Annotated in this window: 15 protein-coding genes and 1 pseudogene; 10 read left to right on the forward strand and 6 right to left on the reverse strand. The window is 67.1% G+C overall.

Going from position 1 to position 20,983, the window contains the following annotated elements; translation table 11 throughout:
- Positions 1–20: 20 nt before the first annotated feature.
- From rfbA to FV227_RS05265, 3 genes and pseudogenes are all read left to right on the forward strand, one after another.
- Positions 21–884 (forward strand): annotated as a pseudogene (gene rfbA, locus FV227_RS05255) (glucose-1-phosphate thymidylyltransferase RfbA); the annotation flags it as partial.
- A gap of 224 nt (positions 885–1,108) precedes the next feature.
- Positions 1,109–2,581 carry a mannose-1-phosphate guanylyltransferase/mannose-6-phosphate isomerase gene (locus FV227_RS05260; RefSeq protein WP_147858474.1) on the forward strand — a complete coding sequence of 491 codons (1,473 nt, stop codon included), beginning with the start codon at positions 1,109–1,111 and terminating at the stop codon, positions 2,579–2,581.
- 320 nt (positions 2,582–2,901) lie between these two features.
- Positions 2,902–4,254: a UDP-glucose/GDP-mannose dehydrogenase family protein gene (locus FV227_RS05265; protein WP_147858475.1), complete on the forward strand. Its 1,353-nt coding sequence runs from the start codon at positions 2,902–2,904 to the stop codon at positions 4,252–4,254.
- Between the two features lie 173 nt (positions 4,255–4,427).
- Here FV227_RS05265 and FV227_RS05270 read toward each other — a convergent pair whose 3' ends face one another.
- A complete protein-coding gene (locus FV227_RS05270) occupies positions 4,428–5,516 on the reverse strand; it encodes an AraC family transcriptional regulator (RefSeq protein WP_147840778.1) in 1,089 nt (362 codons plus the stop codon).
- 286 nt (positions 5,517–5,802) lie between these two features.
- Between FV227_RS05270 and FV227_RS05275 the strand changes: the two genes are divergently transcribed.
- From FV227_RS05275 to FV227_RS05290, 4 genes are all read left to right on the forward strand, one after another.
- A complete protein-coding gene (locus FV227_RS05275; protein ID WP_147858476.1) occupies positions 5,803–6,066 on the forward strand; it encodes a hypothetical protein in 264 nt (87 codons plus the stop codon).
- Positions 6,067–6,078: 12 nt separating this feature from the next.
- The gene (locus FV227_RS05280) at positions 6,079–7,890 is read left to right on the forward strand and encodes a right-handed parallel beta-helix repeat-containing protein (RefSeq protein WP_147858477.1); all 1,812 of its coding nucleotides are present in this window, start codon (positions 6,079–6,081) and stop codon (positions 7,888–7,890) included.
- A 178-nt stretch (positions 7,891–8,068) separates the two neighbouring features.
- A complete protein-coding gene (locus FV227_RS05285) occupies positions 8,069–9,958 on the forward strand; it encodes a type I secretion system permease/ATPase (RefSeq protein ID WP_147858478.1) in 1,890 nt (629 codons plus the stop codon).
- Positions 9,955–11,397, forward strand: coding sequence for an HlyD family type I secretion periplasmic adaptor subunit (locus FV227_RS05290; RefSeq protein ID WP_210246699.1), 1,443 nt, complete (start codon positions 9,955–9,957; stop codon positions 11,395–11,397). Before FV227_RS05285 ends, FV227_RS05290 begins: the two co-directional genes overlap by 4 nt.
- 11 nt (positions 11,398–11,408) lie before the next feature.
- Here FV227_RS05290 and FV227_RS05295 read toward each other — a convergent pair whose 3' ends face one another.
- Positions 11,409–12,254, reverse strand: coding sequence for a response regulator transcription factor (locus FV227_RS05295; RefSeq protein WP_147858479.1), 846 nt, complete (start codon positions 12,252–12,254; stop codon positions 11,409–11,411).
- A 457-nt stretch (positions 12,255–12,711) separates the two neighbouring features.
- Between FV227_RS05295 and FV227_RS29490 the strand changes: the two genes are divergently transcribed.
- Positions 12,712–13,509 (forward strand): response regulator transcription factor, encoded by a 798-nt coding sequence (locus tag FV227_RS29490; protein ID WP_210246700.1) that lies wholly within the window; start codon positions 12,712–12,714, stop codon positions 13,507–13,509.
- Positions 13,510–13,527: 18 nt separating this feature from the next.
- Here the strand turns inward: FV227_RS29490 and FV227_RS05305 are convergent, their stop codons facing one another.
- Positions 13,528–15,024 (reverse strand): exopolysaccharide biosynthesis polyprenyl glycosylphosphotransferase, encoded by a 1,497-nt coding sequence (locus FV227_RS05305; RefSeq protein ID WP_147858480.1) that lies wholly within the window; start codon positions 15,022–15,024, stop codon positions 13,528–13,530.
- A 132-nt stretch (positions 15,025–15,156) separates the two neighbouring features.
- Positions 15,157–16,158, reverse strand: coding sequence for an NAD-dependent epimerase/dehydratase family protein (locus FV227_RS05310; RefSeq protein WP_147858481.1), 1,002 nt, complete (start codon positions 16,156–16,158; stop codon positions 15,157–15,159).
- Positions 16,159–16,647: 489 nt separating this feature from the next.
- Here FV227_RS05310 and FV227_RS05315 point away from each other — a divergent pair, with 489 nt between their 5' ends.
- Positions 16,648–18,078, forward strand: coding sequence for a lipopolysaccharide biosynthesis protein (locus FV227_RS05315; protein WP_147858482.1), 1,431 nt, complete (start codon positions 16,648–16,650; stop codon positions 18,076–18,078).
- 227 nt (positions 18,079–18,305) lie between these two features.
- Here FV227_RS05315 and FV227_RS05320 read toward each other — a convergent pair whose 3' ends face one another.
- Complete coding sequence (locus FV227_RS05320) at positions 18,306–18,632, reverse strand: hypothetical protein (protein WP_243938700.1); 327 nt, start codon at positions 18,630–18,632, stop codon at positions 18,306–18,308.
- A 1,117-nt stretch (positions 18,633–19,749) separates the two neighbouring features.
- On the opposite strand from FV227_RS05320, the gene FV227_RS05325 reads away from it, so the two are divergent.
- Positions 19,750–20,028 carry a hypothetical protein gene (locus FV227_RS05325; protein ID WP_147858483.1) on the forward strand — a complete coding sequence of 93 codons (279 nt, stop codon included), beginning with the start codon at positions 19,750–19,752 and terminating at the stop codon, positions 20,026–20,028.
- A 61-nt stretch (positions 20,029–20,089) separates the two neighbouring features.
- Here FV227_RS05325 and bcsN read toward each other — a convergent pair whose 3' ends face one another.
- Positions 20,090–20,935: a cellulose biosynthesis protein BcsN gene (gene bcsN, locus FV227_RS05330; RefSeq protein WP_147858484.1), complete on the reverse strand. Its 846-nt coding sequence runs from the start codon at positions 20,933–20,935 to the stop codon at positions 20,090–20,092.
- Positions 20,936–20,983: the final 48 nt, after the last annotated feature.

Below are 20,983 nucleotides of genomic sequence, written 5' to 3' on the forward strand. Positions count from 1 at the left end.
AGCAGGAGGAGTGGGTCGCCATGAAGGGCATCGTCCTCGCCGGAGGGTCCGGGACCCGGCTTCACCCGGCGACGCTGGCCATCAACAAGCAGCTGCTCCCGATCTACGACAAGCCGATGATCTACTATCCGATCTCGGTGCTGATGCTGGCGGGCATCCGCGAGATCCTGATCATCTCCGCGCCCGAGCACCTCGGCAGCTATCAGCAGCTGCTCGGCACCGGCGAGCAGTTCGGCCTGCGCTTCTCCTATGCGGTGCAGCCCAAGCCCGAGGGGCTGGCCCAGGCCTTCATCATCGGGCGCGACTTCGTCGGAACCGACCCGGTCGCCCTGGTGCTGGGCGACAACCTGTTCTTCGGGGCCGGCCTCAAGAACCTGCTCGTCCGCGCGGCGATGCGCGAGCGCGGGGCGACCGTCTTCGCCTATCACGTCGACGGCCCCGAAGCCTACGGCGTCGTCACCCTGGACGGTCGCGGCCGGCCGCAAAAGCTCGTCGAGAAGCCGATCCGGCCCGAGAGCCACTGGGCCGTGACCGGGCTCTATCTCTACGACAACCGGGTGCTCGACATCGCAGCGGCGACGAGGCCTTCGGCCCGGGGCGAGCTGGAGATCACCAGCGTGAACCAGGCCTACCTGGAACGCGGCGAGCTGCACGTAGAGCTGCTGCGGCGCGGGTATGCCTGGCTCGACACCGGCACGCACGACAGCCTTCTCGAAGCCGGCGAGTTCGTGCGGACGCTGCAACGGCGGCAGGGGCTTCAGGTCGCCTGCCTCGAGGAGATCGCCTATCGGCAGCGTTTCATCAGCCACGAGCAACTCGTCGCCCGCGGCGAGCTCTTCGCGAAGACCCCTTACGGCCAGAACCTGCTCCGCTTGGCGCGCGACAAGCAGCCGGCCAAGCCGATCCATCTCATGGTGAAGGCCCCGGGCCAGATCCTCCCGCGCGAACCGGCGCCCCATCACCGCGACATCCGCGTCGCGTGAGCAGCATCGCGCGCATGGAGCCCCGCGCGCGATCGCCGATGCCGTTCTTCAGCAAGCCCTGCAGATCGGATCGGTCTCATCGTCAGCGAGGCTGCCGAAACCCTTCCGATCCGGATCGAGTCGCCATGACCTACCACGTGTCTCCGAGCGTGCTGTCCCTGACGAAGCACGGCGATCGCAAGAGCCCGGTCCGCCCGGTGATCCTGTGCGGCGGCTCCGGCACGCGGCTGTGGCCGGCCTCGCGCGAGAGCATGCCGAAGCAGTTCTCGCGGCTGGTGAACCCGGATACCTCGACGTTCCAGGCCGCCGCGTTGCGCGTGGCCGATACGCCGGTCTTCGGCCGGCCGATCGTCCTGACCTACGCGGATGCCCGCTTCATTGTCGCCGAGCAGCTGGCACAATGCGGCGTCGCCGCCGACATCCTGCTTGAGCCGGAACGACGGGACTCGGCGGCCGCCGTCGCGGTCGCGGCCGTGCACGCGGCCCGCACGGACCCGCAGGCGGTCGTGCTCATCCTCGCCGCCGACCACGTCATCGGCGACACCGAGGGCTTCCGGCAGGCCGTGGCCGAAGCCGCCGAAGGCGCGCGACGGGGCATGATCATGACGCTCGGCATCGAGCCGACGCGCCCGGCGCGCGATTACGGCTACATCCGGCCCGGTGCGGGCCTGGAGGAGCTTCCCGGCCTGCACACCGTCGAGCGCTTCGTCGAGAAGCCGGACCTGGCCGGTGCCGAGCATCTGATCGCGGAAGGCGCGCTCTGGAATTCCGGATACTTCCTGTTCCGGGCCGACACCATGATCGCCGAGCTCGAGGCGCACGTGCCCGAGGTGATCGGCGCCGCCCGGGCGGCCGTGGATGCGGCCACCACCGATCTCGACTTCGTCCGCCTCGACGCAGCCGCCTTCGCCGAGGCTCCGAAGATCTCGATCGACTACGCGGTGATGGAGCGCACGACGCGCGCCGGCGTGCTGCCGGTGTCGTTCCCGTGGTCGGACGTCGGCACCTGGGACGCGGTCTGGCAGGTGCTCGACCGCGATGAGCAGGGCAACGCCTTGCGGGGCCGGGTCGAGCTCGTCGGCACCTCGAACAGCCTGGTGCACAGCGAGGGCGAGGGGCTGACCACGGTGGTCGGCCTCGACGACGTGGTGGTGGTGGCGACCCCCGACGCCGTGCTGGTCGCCTCGAAGGCGCAGTCGGGCCGGGTCAAGGAACTGGTCGCCGGCCTGCGCAAGAAGGCCCACCCGGAGGCCGACGCGCACCGGCGGATGTACCGGCCCTGGGGCTGGTACCAGCGCATCGACATCGGCGAGCGCTTCCAGGTCAAGCGCATCATGGTGAAGGTCGGCGGACGGCTCTCGCTGCAGAAGCATTTCCACCGCGCCGAGCACTGGGTGGTCGTCAAGGGCACGGCCGAGGTCACGCTGAACGAGCAGATCATCCTCGTGCATGAGAACGAAGGGGTCTACCTGCCGATCGGCGCGCTGCACCGCCTGACCAACCCCGGCAAGATCCCGCTCGAGCTGATCGAGGTCCAGGTCGGCTCCTACACCGGCGAGGACGACATCGTCCGCGTCGAGGATGTCTACGGGCGGTAGCGATATCGCCGTACGTCTCGGCTGCGTGACGCCGCCAGCGGAGCGGCGACGACCGCACCACGCTCGCGATCGGGCTGCGAGCCCGTGCCACCCTTTCCGACCGCCCGTGTCGAACCACGCCGCATCACCAGCAACGAGCACGGTCTTATCTCCAAAAGAGCTACACGCTATTTGCCCGCTGGAGTGATCGGCTTGTTCCAAATAGACCAATACCCGCCCTGTCGTCCGACGATATTTGCGGACATCATTCTTTCACTTGTCGTCTTCGACGCCGCCGACGTGGCGTTGGCCTGGGTAACCTCACGAGAGGAGTCGGTACGATGCGCGTCGCCGTCATTGGATCAGGATATGTCGGTCTCGTCTCGGGCGCATGTTTCGCGGATTTCGGACACACCGTCGTCTGCGTCGATCGCGACGCCGACAAGATCTCCGCTCTGAGACGCGCCGTCCTGCCGATCTACGAGCCGCATCTGGACGGCATGGTCGCCAGCAATCTCGCGGACGAGCGCCTGAGCTTCTCGACGGATCTCGCGACGGCGGTGGCATCGGCCGAGGTGGTCTTCATCGCGGTCGGAACGCCGGCGCGCGCCAGGGACGGCCAAGCCGATCTGAGTTTCGTCTTCGATGCCGTCCGGGAAGTCGCCGTGGCGCTGAGCGGCTACGCCGTCATCGTGGTGAAGTCGACCGTGCCGGTCGGGACCGGCGACGAGGTCGAGCGCATCGTCCGGGAGCTGCGGCCGCAGCTCGATTTCGCCGTCGTCTCGAATCCGGAGTTCCTGCGGGAGGGGGCGGCGATCAACGATTTCAAGCGGCCGGACCGTATCGTCGTCGGCGCCGAAGACGAGCGCGCGCGGGCGGTGATGGAGGAGCTCTACCGGCCGCTGTTTCTCAACAAGGCTCCGATCCTGTTCATGGGCCGGCGCAGCTCGGAGATGACGAAGTACGCGGCCAATGCCTTCCTCGCCACGAAGATCGCCTTCATCAACGAGGTCGCGGACCTCTGCGAGCAGGCCGGCGCAGATGTCCAGGACGTCGCGCACGGCATCGGCCTCGACAAGAGGATCGGCGCCAAGTTCCTGCATGCCGGGCCCGGCTTCGGCGGCTCCTGCTTCCCGAAGGACACCCAGGCGATGATCGCCATGGCGCAGGCGCACGGGGCGCCCATGCGCATCGTCGAGACCGCGGCCGCCTCGAACGATCATCGCAAGCGCATCATCGCCCGAAAGGTCATCGCGGCCTGCAGCGGCGTGCGCGGGCGGACGATCGCGATCCTGGGGCTGACCTTCAAGCCGAATACCGACGACATGCGCGAATCGCCGGCGATCTCGATCATCACGGCGCTGCAGGATGCCGGCGCGCGGATCCGTGCCTACGATCCCGAAGGAATGGATCAGGCCCGCGCGATGATCGCCAACGTCTCGTACTGCCTCGACGCGTACGATTGCGTGGTCGATGCGGATGCCGTCGTGATCGTCACCGAATGGGACGTGTTCCGTGCGCTCGATCTCGATCGCCTCCGCGGCGCGATGGCCCGGCCCATCCTCGTCGACCTGCGGAACGTCTACGGCCCCGAGCGGGTCGAGAAGGCGGGCTTCCGCTACGTCGGCGTCGGGAAGGGCGATGCCGACGCCGGCAAGCCGGATCGCGTGGTCCCGCTGGCGCTTGCGGGGTGACGGCACGGCCCCGGTCGCGCGTCACGCGACCGGGGCGTCTCACGTCCGGTCGTTCCTCGTCGTGACCGAGCGGGCAACCATCCCTTCCGTTGTTCCGGCGCCCCGAGACGAGCCCGATTGTTCTTCCGAATTAACGGACCGGAGGCTGTGCGAACGGCGCAGCTACGCGGCCGTCAGTGCGATGGCCCGCTCGCGTTCTCGTCCGGAGCCGCTGCGCTGCGCACCATCGTCATGGCCTCGTTCCGTCGCCGCAGCTCGGTCGGCGACAGGCCGGTCCAGCGCCGAAACGCGACGACGACCGCGCTCGCCTCGCGATAACCCAGCAGCCACGCGATCTCCGTGATCGGCAAACCCTTGATCCGGATGTAGTAGTTGGCGAGCTCGGCCCGCAGCTCGTCCAGGACCCCGCTGAAGGTCTTGCCCTCCTCGCGAAGCCGGCGCGACAGCGTGCGGGTGCTCATCCCGAGGTCGCGCCCAATGTCGGCCATGGTCGCCGTCCGGTTCGAGAGCCTCGGCGCCATCGCCTTCTTGACGTCGGACCAGAGGAACTTCGGCTCCGCCTGCGCCGCCTCGGCCGCATGCTCGAACTGACGGACGAGCGACCCGTGGAGGTAGGGGTCGAAGCTCGGCAGGCGCGCATTCGCGATGTCGACTGCGAATGCGATCCGGTTCTCCGATGCGCCGAAGTCGACCGGTGCGGCGAACGAGGTCTCGGTGTCTTCGGCGGTCTCGGGATGGACGTGGACGAAGCTCACGCCGAGCGGCGTCGCCGGCGTGAACGACGTCACCAGTCGATAGAGCGAGAGCATCAGGAATTCCGAAAGATGCCGGCTGGGGGCCAAGCCGACGTCGAGGGGGCGCACGGCCACCGTGAGGGCGACGTCGGATTGGCGATACGAGGCGTCGAGCCCGGCATCCTGCGTGCGCACGTAGCGCTCGAAGCAGCTCAGCGCCTCGCCGACCGTTTCCGACGACGCCATCAGGTAGAAGAACAGGCCCAACCGGCGCAGCTCGTAATCCTGGGCGATGTGCAGGCCGAGCGACCGGTCCTGGAGCACGTCGGCCGCAGTATCGAGAAAGACGCCCTGCTTCTCGGCCGCGTCGCCGCGCACCGGCATGTCCGCATCCGCGCCGACGAGGCCGGCCTGACGAAGCAGCGGATCGGGCTCCAACCCGGCCAGGACGAGCCGTTCGACCGCGAGCGCGACGGCCGTGCTGCTCAGGGACGGATCTTGTGGCAGCGCTGCGCCGAGGTCCGTCATGCGACCGCTTCACGGATCGGGTTTACGAGAGGAACGAGAGCGGATGCAGCCGACGAAAAGTTCGTGGCCGGGATCGCTCGAGATCGCCGAGGCGCGACGTCGCAAATATCTGGCGCGAAAAGACAAGACAGCGAGTCCATGGCGGGCGTATCCAATGGTCAAGCCGGCTACATCGAGCGTCCGCGCAACCGCGAACGCAATACGGTTTCTCTCAGTATTGAGAGAAACTTAGACGTCGCTCGGCCTGCACGTCAACGAGAACCCTCAGCTGATCGGGAGCGCAATAGTGGCGTCACAGACCTTTGGGATTACTTCTACCAGCATGCCTGCAGGCGCCATCGTGGTGCCGGTCGGCGTGGACATCCAATCCGTCGTCGACTCCGCGCCTGCGGGATCGACCTTCTGGATCGAGGCCGGCGAGCATCGCATGCAGTCGGTCACGCTGAAGGACAACGACCACTTCATCGGTCAGGAAGGTGCGATTCTCAACGGTTCGCATCAGATCACGGATTTCACCAAGGAAGGCGCGAATTGGGTCGCGAGCGACTAGACCCAGGAGGGCATGCGTCTTTCGACCGACAAGGGCATTCCCGGTGCCGAGCGTGCGGGCTATCCCGAGACGTTCTTCATCGACGACAAACCGCTCTCGCCCGTCGATTCGCTCGGCAAGGTCGCGCCGGGCAAGTTCTACTTCGACTACGCCGCCGACAAGATCTACTTCCAGGACGATCCCGCCGGCCACAAGGTCGAGGCCGGCGTGAGCCCGTTCGCCTTCGCGGGCGGAGCCAAGGGCGTGACCGTCGAGAACCTGGTCATCGAGAAGTACGACCCGCCGGTGCAGCACGCGGCCGTGGGATGGGACCCGTCGGCCCAGGGATGGGTGGTCCAAAACAACGAGATCCGGCTGAACTACGCCCTCGGTGCCTACGTTGGAACGGACGGCAAGATCGTCGGCAACAACATCCACGACAACGGCCAGATGGGTCTCGGCGCGAATGGCACCGACATTCTCGTCCAAGGCAACGAGATCGGCCACAACGGATATTTCGCCGGCATCGATCCCGGCTTCGAGGGCGGCGGCAGCAAGTTCGCCCAGACGACCAACCTCCAGGTCTTGGGTAATTATGCCCACGACAACAACGGCTACGGCCTTTGGACCGATATCGACAATATCCACACACTCTACGACGGCAATACCGTCGTCAACAATCTCGCCGGCGGCATCAGCCACGAGATCAGCTACGACGCCACGATCCGCAACAACGTCGTGACGGGGAACGGCAGCCCGACGGCGCCCTGGCTGTGGGACGGTCAGATCCAGATCCAGAACTCGAAGAACGTCGAGGTCTACGGCAACCATGTCGACGCGACGACCGGCGGCAACGGAATCACCTTGATTCAGCAGGACCGCGGATCGGGCGCGTACGGCCCGCACACCACCACCGGCAACGCGGTCCATGACAACGTGATCGTCGACGGCACGCCGGGCGCCGGCGTCTCCGGCTCGGTCGCCGACTTCGACGAGGCCGGATTGCGCAACGGCGGAAACAGCTTCGCCAACAACGCGTACCACTACGCCGACCCCTCGGGGCAGCACTTCTCCTGGGTGAACACCGGCTACGATTTCAGCGGCTTCCAAACGACCGCCGGCGAGGATGCCGGTGCGACGATCTCGACGCAGATCCCGGTGGCGCAGACCGTGCCCGTCGGGTTCACGCCCGCCCCCGAGACGCCGGCACCAAGCGAGCCGGGATCCCAGACGCCTCCCGTCGCGGCCGACCCCGCCCTGCCCGCGACCACCGCCCCGGCGGCACCGGAGCATGCGGGATCCGCCGATCCGGCCTCGACGCCCGTCGTCTCCACCCCCGTCGCGATGGAGCCAGCGTCGCCGGCGACCGCGCAGCCGGCGGCTCCCGAGCAGACCGGCTCCACGGCTCCGGCGCCCGTGACCGCGCAGCCCGGCGCGGGGATCGGCGATGGGACGCCCCCCGTCCCGGCGGCCCCGGACGAAACATCCGCGACGGGGAGTGCGCCGCACACCGACCAGCACGACCCCGGTCGTGGCTTGGCGCACTGCCATGGGGGCACGGAGGCACGGGGCGGCGGCGCGACGCCGACGAGCCCCGTCTCGGCATCCAGCGACGCGCACCCGTCCTGGGCCGATCTGCTGGCCGACCATGGCGTCGACCCGTCCGTCGCCAGCGCCATCTCGGCTCGCCTGGACGGCCATGTCGATTGGCAGGCCGTGGCCGGCAACGCGCTGCAGCACTACGCCGGACTGGCCGAGCAGCACTGGGCGAATCACGCCGGGGCCGAGACCGCGACGCCGATCGACCACTTCCACCACGCCTCTGCGGGCGGCCATTGGGGCTGACGCCGTCGAGACGAACACGACGGGGGGCCGGTCATCGGATCGGCCCTCCCCGGCGACGCGCGCTGCATTTCCAGCGACCAAACGCCTGACCGCCCTCTCGCTCCGCTCGGGCAGAGGGGCACGGCGACGGGCGGCGCACAGCGCACCCGGCATCAGGATCGCTCCGATCCGCGGGGCGATGGCAGCTGACGCCGCCGGTCCCGCATACCCGAAATCCTCCTCCATCGACTGCAAGGACGGTGATGTGGTGTTCGTGAAACCGCAGCCTGCACATCCCCGCGCGGCGTCCCGGCTGCCGGCCGGGGGCTCCGAGATCGCCTCCGCGATCGTCGTTGCCCGCCGCGCCCTGGTCGGGCTTGCCGTGATCAGCGGCCTCGTGAACATCCTGTGCCTGACCGGATCGTTCTTCATGCTCGAGGTCTACGATCGGGTGATTCCGAGCCGCAGCATCGCGACGCTGGTGGGTCTGTGCCTGCTGGCGCTGACCCTGTTCGTGTTCCAGGGGGCCTTGGAGGTGTTGCGCGCGCGTGCGCTGGTTCGCGTCGGCGCCATGCTGGACGAGTCGCTCGGCGTCCGCGTCTTCGAGACCACCATCCGGGCGCCGCTGGTCGGGCGCATGCCCGACGACGGGCTGCTGCCGGTGCGCGATCTCGATGCCCTGCGCAGCTTCCTCAGCGGCCCGGCCCCGGGGGCATTGTTCGACCTCCCCTGGATGCCGCTTTACCTCCTGATCTGCTTCCTGTTCCATCCGCTGATCGGCCTCGCCGCCCTGTCGGGAGCCGGCGTGCTGGTGGCCCTGACCATCGTCACGGACCGCCTGACCCGGCGGCCGATGCAACAGGCGACGGAACACGCGGCCAGCCGCGGCAGCCTGGCCCAAGCCGGGCAGCGCAACGCCGAAGTGCTCGCCGCCATGGGCATGCGCGACACCTTCATCCGGCGCTGGTCCGGCGCCAACCGCCGCTTCCTCGACGCGCAGCAGGTCGTCGCCGACATCGCCACCGGCCTCGGCTCCGCATCCAAGGTCTTCCGGCTCGCGCTCCAATCCGGCGTGCTGGCGCTCGGCGCCTGCCTCGTCATCTCGGGCGAAGCCTCCTCGGGCATCATCATCGCGAGCTCGATCCTGGTTTCGCGGGCGCTGGCGCCGGCGGAACTGGCGATCGCGAACTGGCGCAGCTTCGTCGCGGCCCGGCAGAGCTGGCGCCGGCTCGACGTGCTCCTGACCGCTTTGCCCGTGATGCCGACGCCGCTGCAGCTGCCGGCGCCGCACCGGACCTTGAGCCTGCAGGCCGTCAGCGTCACGCCCCCTCAGATCCAGCGGCTGGTCCTGTCCGACATCAGCCTCGACCTGGAGGCGGGCACCTCGCTCGGCATCGTCGGGCCGAGCGCGTCCGGCAAGTCCTCGCTGGCGAGGGCGATCGTCGGCGTCTGGTCGCCGGTCAGGGGCAGCGTCCGCATCGATGGCGCCTCCCTCGACCAGTGGTCGAATTCGGCGCTCGGGCGCCACATCGGCTACCTGCCGCAGGAAGTCGAGCTCTTCGAGGGGACCATCGCCGAGAACATCGCCCGGTTCGACCCGAACGCGTCGGCGGACGCCGTGATCGAAGCGGCGCAGGCCGCCGGCTTCCACGACACCATCGTGCAGATGCCGGGCGGCTACGACGGCCCGATCGGCGAGCGCGGCGTCCGCCTGTCGGCGGGCCAGCGCCAGAGGGTCGGCCTGGCGCGGGCGCTCTACGGCAACCCGTTCCTCGTCGTGCTCGATGAGCCCAATGCCAATCTCGACGTGGCCGGCGAGACCGCGCTCGCGGCTGCATTGCACGGGGTTCGCGCGCGCGGCGGCATCTCGATCGTCGTCGCGCACCGTCCCAACGTGCTGGCGACCGTCGATCTCATTCTCGCTCTCGCGGACGGGCGCATCGCCGAGTTCGGTCCACGCGACGAGGTTCTCGGCCGGCTCCTTCGCCCGACCGCCGTCCCGACGACCGCTCCGCCGGCGAAGGTGCCCGCCCGGGCCGACGCGCCGAGGCCGGCCTTCGCCGCCGCACAGCAACGGTTCCGCGCATGATTCGGACTGTCCCAGGCCTAGCCCGCTCGCTCGAGCCGCGCCTTCGCCTCGCGCTGTCCCGTGCGCGCGCCGGCATCGGGACGGCGGCCGGACGCCTGCGCGCCCTGGCCGAGGTTTTCGTCCCGGCGCCGGGCGCCCATGGAAGCCCGAGCTACGATTCGCTGCTGCGTCAGCTGCGAGCCGCCGCGATCCTGTCCGGGATCTTCGTGTTCGGCATCGGTGGTTGGGCCTGCCTGACGTCGTTCTCGGGCGCGGTGATCGCGCCCGGGCAGGTCGTCGTCGAATCGGAGGTGAAGAAGGTCCAGCACCCGGTGGGCGGGGTCGTCGGCGCATTGAACGTCCGCGAGGGCGATCGCGTGCGATCCGGGCAGGTGCTGGTGCGCCTCGACGACACCCAGATCCGGGCCAACCTCGACATCGTCGTCAAGTCGCTCGACGAGACGACGGCGCGCCGTGCGCGCGACGAGGCGGAACAGCGCGGCGCCGACGGGCTGATCTTCCCGGCCGAGTTCCTCGAGCGCGCGAAGACCGACCCGACGGTGGCGAACCTGATCGCCGGAGAAACCGCCTTCTTCACCATCCGGCGCGCGACCCGCGGCGGCCAGAAAGCACAGCTCAACGAGCGGGTCGCCCAGCTCAACCACGAGATCACGGGCCTGAACGACCAGTCTCGGGCGAAGGAGGGTGAGATCGCGCTGATCCAGAACGAGCTTCGGGGATTGCGCGAGCTTCGCCAGAAGAACCTGATCCCCGTCTCGCGGGTGACGGCGCTGGAGCGCGAGGCGACCCGCCTCGACGGCGAGCGCGGCCAGCTCCTGGCGGCGATCGCGCAGGCGAAGGGCAAGATCAGCGAGACGGAGCTGCAGATCCTCCAGATCGACCAGGATATGCGCGCCGAGGTCGCAAAGGAACTCGCCGATATCCGTGCCAAGACCTCCGAGTACGTGGAAAAGCGAGTCGTCGCCGAGGACGCGCTGCGTCACATCGATCTGCGCGCGCCGCAGGACGGCATCGTCCACCAGATGAGCGTGCACACCATCGGCGGCCTCGTCACGCCGAGCGAGCCGGCGATGCTGATCGTGCCGCAAGCCGACGCGCTCGCCGTCGACGTGAAGATCCGCCCGGAGGACATCGACCACGTCCATGTCGGACAGCAGACCGTGCTCCGATTCACCGCCTTCGACCAGCGCACCACCCCCGAGATCAACGGCGTCGTCGACCGGCTTTCGCCCGATGTGACGAAGGACGCCAAGTCGGGCATGAACGTTTACACCGCCCGGATCGCGATCGGCGAAGAGGAGAGCAGGCGGCTCGGGAAGGCGAAGCTGCGCCCGGGCATGCCGGTCGAGAGCTTCATCAAGACGACGGAGCGCACCGTCATCTCCTTCCTGACGAAACCGCTCGCGGATCAGGTCGCCAAGGCTTGGCGCGAGAACTGAGCGCGCCCGGCCTAGGCTACGCGGATAGACCCATCGCCGGGCAGAAGAACCGGCGCGACCTGGCCGTGGCTGCCATTCGCCGCCCCTTCGAGATCGGAGGGCTCGCAGTCGGCGAGATGGTTGAGGGCCCAGATGGCGGCCTGGGTCCTGTTCTGAACGTGGGTCTTGCGAAGAATGGCCTTGACGTGAACCTTGACCGTGGCTTCGGCGATGTCGAGGTTTTGGGCGATGATTTTGTTGGACTCGCCCTGGACGAGGCATCGGAGAATGGCGAGTTCCCGAGAAGACAGATTGCAGTAGCGCGGCGCCTGCTCCGGCTTGCCGGGCTGATCGCCGTCCGGAAGAGGCGCATGAGCGGGCGTCGCCTCTCGACACTCGCCGGAACAGGCCGCGGACAGGGCGGCCGCGGGAAGCACGCGCTCTCCCAGCATCACCAGCTCGAGCGATCTGACGAAGGCGTCGGCGCCGATCGACCGCAACAGGACGCCGTCGGCGCCGGATTTCAGCAGGTCGACGCTCGCATCCGAATGATCGCCCTGGATCAGGCACACGATACGGCAATCCGGATACCGGGCCTTCAGCGCGCCGATGGTCGCGGTCGAGGGCGCGTCCACTCCCTCCATCGCCAGGATGGCCAGGCGCGGCGCCTTGTGCCCGGTCGAGGATGCCAGCAGAGCGGTGAGCGTGTCGGTCTTGGCGACGACCTGCAATCGCGTTCGAGCCAGGATGTGTTCCATCCCCTCTCGAAACAGGCTGTTCGGCTCGACCAGGGCCGTCTCGACGATCTCGTCCGTCCGACGGCGATTCACCGGCCGCGGCACGGAGGACCGCGCGCTTTTACGCTTCTCTACAGCCATGAGAGCCTGCCTAAGACAGTTTTGACATGTGACCGTCGAATATAATCAAATCGGTCCTTCTCCATATGTCTCAAAAGGCCAGCTTGGTCCTCCCAAAGTACTATGCGCCATGCAGCGCAGGCGGCGGCATCCGGATGCCGATGTCGATCCGTGTGCGATCCCGAGCACGTCCTGTGCCGAGCGTTCGATCCTGCGAATCGAGGAGGTTCGTAACTGTTGTCGAAACACTAGTTGGGGCGCCCGGGGCGACCATCATAAGTTACATTTCCGCCGCAAACGTTGTGCCCGATGCTCGGCCCTCGCTCTTCGGGGCATGCAAAAATTGCGACAACTGTTTTCTCACCCGCGATGTAGAGCCCTAATCGGATCTCGGTGGCTCCATTTTAGAATTGACTTATCCTCCAGGATTTCCATTCTCTTTCTTTATAGATGCCCGGTCTTTCAAATTCGCGAGGCGATGATGTCCGAAGGGCTACGACTCAGCCGAATCAGAGCGCCAGCAGCTGCGTCGGCACAGCGCAGGCTCAAGATCACCGACCAGCATCCAAGCCGGTCGATAGCGACGCTGATCATCGGACCGTCAGGATTTTACAGCGAAGGACTGCGTAGAATTCTCGAAGATCATCAATATCGGAACATCATTCAATTACCACACCTCGATTGCTCGAATCATCTGCAGGATACCAGCCCGAAGCTTATCATCTTCACGGATGCAGCACACGGCACGGAGCTGGCGGAGATCGTTTCGGCGTTGCGGTCCAGAAATTCGGCGGCGCGTATCGTCGTGCTAGTGGATGAGAACGATCCCGATCGCTATGCGGACGCGATGAGCATCCCGGCGCACGCCTTCCTGAGCGCCGGCATCAGCCCTTCCGCGTTGATCACGGCACTGGATGTCGTCTTCGGCGACGGTGGCGTCCTGTCGATCAACTTCGCCAAGTACTTGGCGTCGCGTCGCACGCCGTACGAGCCCAAGCCCCTGAAGGCGGCGCCGACGGAACAGCGCCTGTTCCTGTCCGGCAGGGAAGCGGACATTCTCAGATGCCTCACGGACGGCATCTCCAACAAGCACATCGCCCGGCAGTTCGGCATCGCGGAGTCGACGGTGAAGATTCACGTGAAGAGCATTCTGCGCAAGATCAACGTGCAGAACCGGACCCAGGCGGCGATCTGGGCCCTGGGCCACGCTTCCCGCCCCGAGCAGGCCGAACGGGTCGGTGCCAAGCCCGACCCGTCGCTCGCCGACGCTCACTGAGAGAGAAAGGCGCCCGCTTCAGCGGGCACCCGACCCGGCGATCATCGCCGGCACCGTGGCGAGCAGGATGTAGAAGTCGAGCCAGATCGACCAGTTGCGGATGTAGAACGTATCCTGGCTCTGCTGCACGGCCAGGTCGCCGTCACTGCGCGACGACACCTGCCAGAGCCCCGTGAGGCCCGGCGGGACGCTGCGCCGCAAAGCCTGGAAGCGGCGATCGAAACCGTCGGTGTGGTACGAAGGAAACGGCCGCGGCCCGACGAGGCTGAGCTCGCCCCGTATGACGTTCCAGAATTGCGGCAGCTCGTCGAGGCTCGCCCGCCGAATGAACTGGCCGATCCAGGGCAGGATCCTCGGATCGTGCCTCAGCTTGAAGAACCGCAGCCACTCGCTCTCGGCCTGCGGGTCGGCAGCGAGATGGTCCTTCAGTCGCTGCTCGGCATCGACGTACATGCTGCGAAGCTTGAGCACGCCGATCGGCCTGCCGTTTCGTCCGACCCGCTGCTGCACGTAGAAGGCGGGCCCCGGATCGGCCCACTTGATCAGCAGCGCGAGGAGAGCGACGACCGGTGCGATCAGAACGATGAGCGGCCAGGTCAGGACCAGATCCGCCAGGCGCTTCAGGCCGAGATTGCGCGGCCTGTAGAGATCCCGGCGGATCTCGAACCCGAAGGTGCTGCCGAGCAGCCTGGTCTGCATCCACAGGCTTTGGAGATCCTGCGATTGCTGGGCCACGACGACCCGCGGGAACGGCAGCGGGCCGGTTTGCGCCATGTCGCTCGCCGCGAAATCGGCGGAGGAGCAGAAGATCGCGACCTCGACGGACGATCGGTTCTGCACCTCCTCGATCGCGCCCAGGATCGGCAGGAGGGCGACGGCCTGCCCGGCCTGCGTCGCGTCGGTTCTCCGGGCGCCATCGACGAGGAAGCCGATCGGGTTGAAGCCGAGCTCCGGCTGCGCCAGCAGCGTCGTTGCCAAGCCGGTAGCGCACGCGTCGGTGCCGACGATCACGGTCCGCGCCCCCCAAACCCCCTTCCGGATCAGGAAGCCTCGGACGGCGACCTCCGCGTAGAAGCCCAGGGTGACCAGGAGCAGCGTCGTCACGGTCAGGCTCATCGCGGACCCTGCGGTGAGGCCGTATCCGCTCAGGAAGACCAGGGAACTCAGAGCCAGCGCGAGCACGCTGTAGGTCCGCAGGCGAAGGCGCTCGGCAGGGCTCGGGTCGTACCCGCCGTAGAGCCCCGACAGGGCGAAAATCGCGCAGGCGAGGATCGGGAGAACGATCACGTCCGAGATGCCGGCGGCATCGGCGAAGATGCTCTGCCGTGTCAGAAGCATGCCGCCGGCCACGGCCATGGCCGCCGCCGCGGCGTCCGCGGACACGAGAGCGAGCGCCACGCCGAGGCAGCGCGCCAGCGCGTCGGTCCTGCGCAGAGGTCGGCCGCTTCCCCGCAGCGTGACGAGGGGCGAGGCGGCGGCGGATTTGAGGTCGGACGTCGGGAGTGTCGTGGCCATTGAGCGCGATCTCGGTCTCGGAGAGGGGATCGACGGCAGCGCGACGAACCGGGCGGCTCGCCCGGTCCACGGCGCATGCCGATGCGGCGTGGCCGCGTGGGCATCGGGATCGATGCCCACGCGCGTTCCTCGCTACTCGGCGGCGACCGCCGGGATCGGGGCCTGCAGGCTGCTCTGAGCTTCGAGCTCGCCGGAGATCCAGCGGTAGGTCGGGACGAGCCCCTCCGCGAGGAGGATGCGAGGCTCCCAGCCGAGGACCTCCCGGAGCAGGCTGTTGTCGCTGTTGCGGCCGCGCACGCCCTGCGGGCGCGACGTGTCGTGACGCTTGGACAGCCGCTTCCCGGCGATCGACGAGACGAGATCGACGAGCCCGTCGACCGAGATCAGCTCGTCGGTTCCGAGATTGAGGGGCTTGTCGTAACCGGATCCCATGATCCGGTAGATGCCCTCGACACAATCGTCGACATGCATGAACGACCGGGTCTGGAGGCCGTCGCCCCAGATTTCGATCTCACCGCCGTCCTGGCTGAGCGCCACCTTGCGGCAGATCGCGGCCGGCGCCTTCTCGCGTCCGCCGTCATAGGTGCCGAGCGGTCCGTAGACGTTGTGGAAGCGGACAACGCGCGTCGCGAAACCATAGTCCTCGGTGAAATATTGGCACATCTTTTCCATGTACAGCTTCTCAAGCCCGTAGCCCTCCTCGGGATCGGCAGGAAACGCGTCGGCTTCCTTCAGCGGGGTCACATCGGGCTGAAGCTGCAGGTACTGCGGGTAGATGCAGGCCGACGACGAGAAGAGGAATCTTTCGACGCCGAAGTCACGAGCGGCGTCGATCATGCCGACGTTGATCTTGGTGTTGTTCAGCGTGATGCCCGCGTGGGACGAGGTGATGTAGCCGATGCCGCCCATGTCGGCGGCGAGGTGGTAGACGTCGTGGATGCCCTTGACCGCGGCTCGGCAGGCGTCGGGATCCCGCAAGTCGCGGACCTCGAATTCGTCGGCTTGCGACGTCTCGTATTCGGGCATCTTGATGTCGACGCCGCGAACCCAATAGCCCTTCGCTTTCAAGAACGTCACCAGATGGTGCCCGATGAATCCTCCGGCCCCGGTCACAAGCACGCGTCGGCTCGACATTGTCTCTTCTCCCAGCGAATGCAACGCCGAAGAGTATGTTTAACGATACGTCAACATCCATCTCTAACAGGTATTACTCCCTCTCGCCGTCCTGGAATGCTGGTACGGCAAGCGAAGATCCGCACCGCGTTGCTTGGCTTGCTATGGACGGTTTTCATGATTCATCGGGTCCGCGCGTCGCCGGACGACACCCGCGTGCGGCGACATCATCGCAGCATGGCTGCGGGCATGGTTCGGAAGTCCGAGGTGGACCAGGGCGCAGTAGCCAGGAGGGCTAGTACGAAGCGAACGCTTCTTGCTGCTTGGACGCTGCGATACAGTATCGGCAGGGAGTGTCGATCGCTCCCGTCGCGTGTCGCCGCTGCTCCGTCCGTGCTCGAGCTCCCAGCATGAACGGACGCGTTCCTGCCTGTCGATCATCATCGTCGTTCGAAGACATCACGACGCCGACCTCGGTTCGAGCCGCCCCGGACCTCGGTCGCGGGGGTCGTGACGCGGCATCGTGCCAGACCGTTCGACGGAGACGTCGAGCCGACAGGACGCCGGTCACCGCGTCCCGCACGGGTTCCAGCCATGCCGCCAGCATCCGATCCGTCCGCCTCCGCCGTCGGCGATACTTCAGCGCTTCACACCGGGCTTTCGAGGCAGACATGGCGATCGAGGATCGAGACGACCTGGATCAAGGCGCGCTCGACCGGTGCCGGATATCCTCTGATCGATCAGGCGATCGTCAGCTTGGGGACCTTCGTCCTCAACATCATGCTCGCGCGCCATCTTCCACCATCGGAGTATGGGCACGTTTCGATCCTGTTCGGCGTGCTGTTCCTGTTGCAGGTCGTGAACACGACGCTGGTCTTTTATCCGATGACCGTCAGATGCAGCGTCGCGCTCCCGGACAAGAGCAGGGCGCTGATCCATACGAGCTTGTTGATCCTCGTACCGCTCAGCATCCCGCTCTGCATCGGCCTCGCGGTCGTGAACCTCGCCAACGGACGTGCGGACCTGGCCCTGGCCGCCATCGCCTACTTCCTGTGCTGGCAGTTCCAGGAGTATTGCCGCCGCGCCCTGTTCGCCGAATTGCGGTTTCGAGACGCCATCCTCGGTGACGCGATCAGCTACCTCGGCCAAACCTTGGTGGTCGTATCGCTGTTCTGGTACGTCGAATCCCTGTCCATGTCCGCGATCTTCTGGGTGATGGCGCTGACGTCGGCCGTCGCGGCTTGCGTTCAGGCGCGCCAAGCGCGGTTGACCATGCCGAATGCAGCGGGGCTCGCCGGGACCTGGCAGGATTTCTGGCAGATCGGGCGGTATTCGCTCACCAGCAACGTGCTCGGCATCACGCGCTTTCAGATCTTGAGCTGGACGCTCGCCCTCGCCTACGGTGCCGGCTCGACGGCGTCGTATCAGGCGGCGCTCAACGTCCTGAACGTCGCAAACCCGGTCCTGTTCGCGCTGCTCAACCTGATCCCGCAACTCGCGGCGCGGGCGCACCTGTCCGGGAGATCCAGCGCCTGGAACGCGGCACGCAACTGCGCCCTCCTGGGTGCGCCCGTCATCTTCGCCTTGTACTGCAGCGCGCTGATCGAGCCGCGGCTCATCCTGTCGGCGTTCTACGGTGCCGGCTCACCCTATCTCGACCTCACCGGCCCTGTGAGGGTGCTCGTCCTGGCGTTCATGGCGGGTTACGCGACCGAGGCGGTGTGCTCGTTCCTGCACGGGATCGATGCCCCGCGAACCGCTGTCGTGATCAACGGCATCGGCGTGGCGATATCGATCGTCGTCGGCCTCCCGCTGATCATCCTCTACGGCGTGATGGGTGCGGCCGCGGCGACGCTGATCTCGGCAATCGCGCGCCTGGTCGCCAGCCACATGATCCTGAAGAGGATGCTCCTCGAGGACCGTGTCGGACAGGTCATCTGACGAGACACGGGCCCCTGCCGAAGCCGGCCGAGCCGCCCCATGGGCGGTTGCGAACTTGACGCTTGCCGCGACCGGCACCGTGTCCGGCGCTCTTTGGCAACCCCGCCGCTCGCCGACGCGGTGTTGCATTGGTGCCGGCGGGGGACGCCCTTCCCGGCGGGACGCCTTCTCTCGTCCGCAGGCACCGCAGCAAGCGAGGATCGGCGCTTCCTATCCGTCGGCAAGGGTCAGACGGGGAGACGCTTCAGCTCAACGCCGTCCTCGTCGCGGATCACCAGCTCCCAGGTCTCGCTGGAAGGCGGCATCTCACCGCTCGCCCGCATCTCCTCGATCCCAGCCTCCGCCTGCTCGATCGCCTGATCGAGGCTGTCGGCTTCCACGCCGGCTTCGTCCCGGATCGCGATGTGGCTGCTCTCAAGATCGAAGCGAAAGCGTTGCGGCAAACCGACCTCCCGAGTTTCAAATTTTTTGGCCCCAGGCTCGTTACCGAGTCGTAAACAGCCGACTTTGCCGCGTTGCGCATCAGGACGGCTTAACCATGTCGCCATCCGCATTTGCACAAGCGCGCATCCGACAGCGGCCTACGTATTTTGATGAAATTTTTGCCCGCAAGTTAGCGTATCTATTGTTGCCTGCGCCGAACGGCTTAGGCCGTAGTCGTCGCGACCTGTCTCCATATGAGGACGTGAAAATCGTGCCCACTGAAGCCGCACCGCAGGATGGGCCTCGGTCAGAGGCCGACGACATCAGATGCAGACAGGTTCGAGAGCACGTTCGGGCCGTGCTTCGCAGGTTCGTTGAGTATCGCATTCGAACGGACCCGACCAAATAGGGAGAGACGGCTTCCGCGCGCGCCGGAGGCATGAATTCTGATTTGTCGAACGCGATGAGCTAGACAGAGGACCACTCTGGTACGACGCGCAATACTTACCGCAGAACGCGGAAGCGATGGAGTTGGGCTTTGGGAGTACCGCTCGACCGGATCGGCGGGCTTTTCCGGGCCGATCGAGAAGACCGGCCATGGCTCGCGGACCGGGGTACTCTGCCGAGGCGACGCGTCGACCTCGTCCGCCACGCAGGCGGGAAAGCACGGGTGGCCCTCACTGGGACGTGGGCGCCCGGCGCGACTCAGCGCGATCGGAAAGGGCTTCACATCGCCGATCGCGAGCGTGATCCGCTCGCGAACTCCTCCGGTCCCGACGTGACCCGGCAAACCTGAAGCGAGATCGCGCCCGGCGTCACAGTCGCGGTGACGCTCAACATCCCTCCCCGCCTCGAGCTTCGGCCTTTCGCATAGAGCGACCGCATGGCTCGAGCCCGAACAGCGGAACGCGGGAGGACGGCTCACACCGTGCTGTCCTGCACGCGCGAGGAGGTCGGTTTCCGTGATGGGGCAATGGCGGAAGCGTCGCCACACCGTCCGTCCGCATGCGTCGCCGAGCCACCCTTCGCCTTCGCCCGAGCTCATCCTCCGACCAGCCGAACCAAGCGGCTCCGTGCCATCCGCTCGCCCCGCCCTCGCCGCGCGACCACGAATGAGTTTTCAGCTTCCGAGTCTGTCGGGACCATCGATCGCGCAGACGGAACCGCTGATTTGCCGATGCAACCGACGTCGAACATCCATGGGCGCCGAGCGTTGACGAGAAAATCTCAGGCGAAGGACCATCCACGATGGATGCAAGCAACATGAGACGCGCCCTATCGATCCTTTGCCTGACGCCGCTGTTCGGATCCGCGGTGAGCGCACAGCCGATCGATCAGCCTGTCGCGCGGCCCGCCCCGATCTACGCCTCGGCAGGCTGGCCGGAGCCGGGCATCATCGACCTGCGACCGCTGCAGCGTCCGTGCTGGAACGGCAGCCGATGGTACGGTCCCTACGGCTACATCTGCTATCGGACACGGACGACACGGCAGGGATTTCCTGTCGATGTCGCCCGAATCGGATACTGACGTTTCGGGCCGGAATCGGTTTCGGCCGCCCTCGTCTTCCTCGAGAGCGTGGTCGGTGGCCTCACCAACCGAACGGCGGGGGGGTCGGCCCGCGATAGGCTTGCGCCGGAAGGTCCGTCGACAGGGCGTCGCGTCGACTGGGGGGCGGTTGCGTCGCCGGGGCGCTCGAGGATGGGCGTGCCGGCGCAGGATCGGTGAGGTAGCGCGGCTGATCGAGCGCCTCGGATCCGGCAGCGCCCGGCCTCGGCACCACCGGGCGACCGGAATCGACAGCATAGTCCGCGGTGCCCCGATCCGGCGGGATGCTCACGAGGGTCCGGCTGCCATTGACGGTGACGAGCGGGCGGGCGACCGCGGGCGGCGTCATCGTGGCGACGGGGTCCGGCGTGCTGGAAACCTGCACCTTCTCCGGCGCCCGTGCTGGGCGTGCGCGTCGCGGCGCCCGGGCGAGCCGTTCGGGAAGAGCCGCGCCCAGGCGCAGGCGGGACAAGTCGCGGATCAGGGATTCGGACGAGCCGCGGCTGCAATGATGGACCCTGAGCGACGCGGAGATGCGGCCCGGCATCTCCGACGTGTCGCCCAATCCGATGCCGTGCAGGTCCTCGATCCATTGCCACGCGAACGCGCAGCGCCCGTTCAGCGCGACGCCCACCGGGCCATAGGCGTTGCGCGCCGGCTCACGCGACACGCGGTACGGCCCGTCGGGCAGCTGGGCGAGTTCGGCGGCGATTCCGAGCCGCGTCGGCTTGGCCATGCCGGAAATGCCCGAGCCGGCGGTCCCCAAGCTCAGGTCGGCCCGGCTGCTGCCATCGCGGCCGAAGACGATCTTCTGATGCAGGGCGCCACGGCCGCGGGACTCGTCGACGAGAACGGCCGACCCGGCATCGGGGAGCGACACGAGCGGCACGCGCTGGGGCGATCCTTCGCCGGAGGCGTAGGCCGTCGCGACGAACGC

Source organism: Methylobacterium sp. WL119 (assembly GCF_008039875.1).
GTDB lineage: Bacteria > Pseudomonadota > Alphaproteobacteria > Rhizobiales > Beijerinckiaceae > Methylobacterium.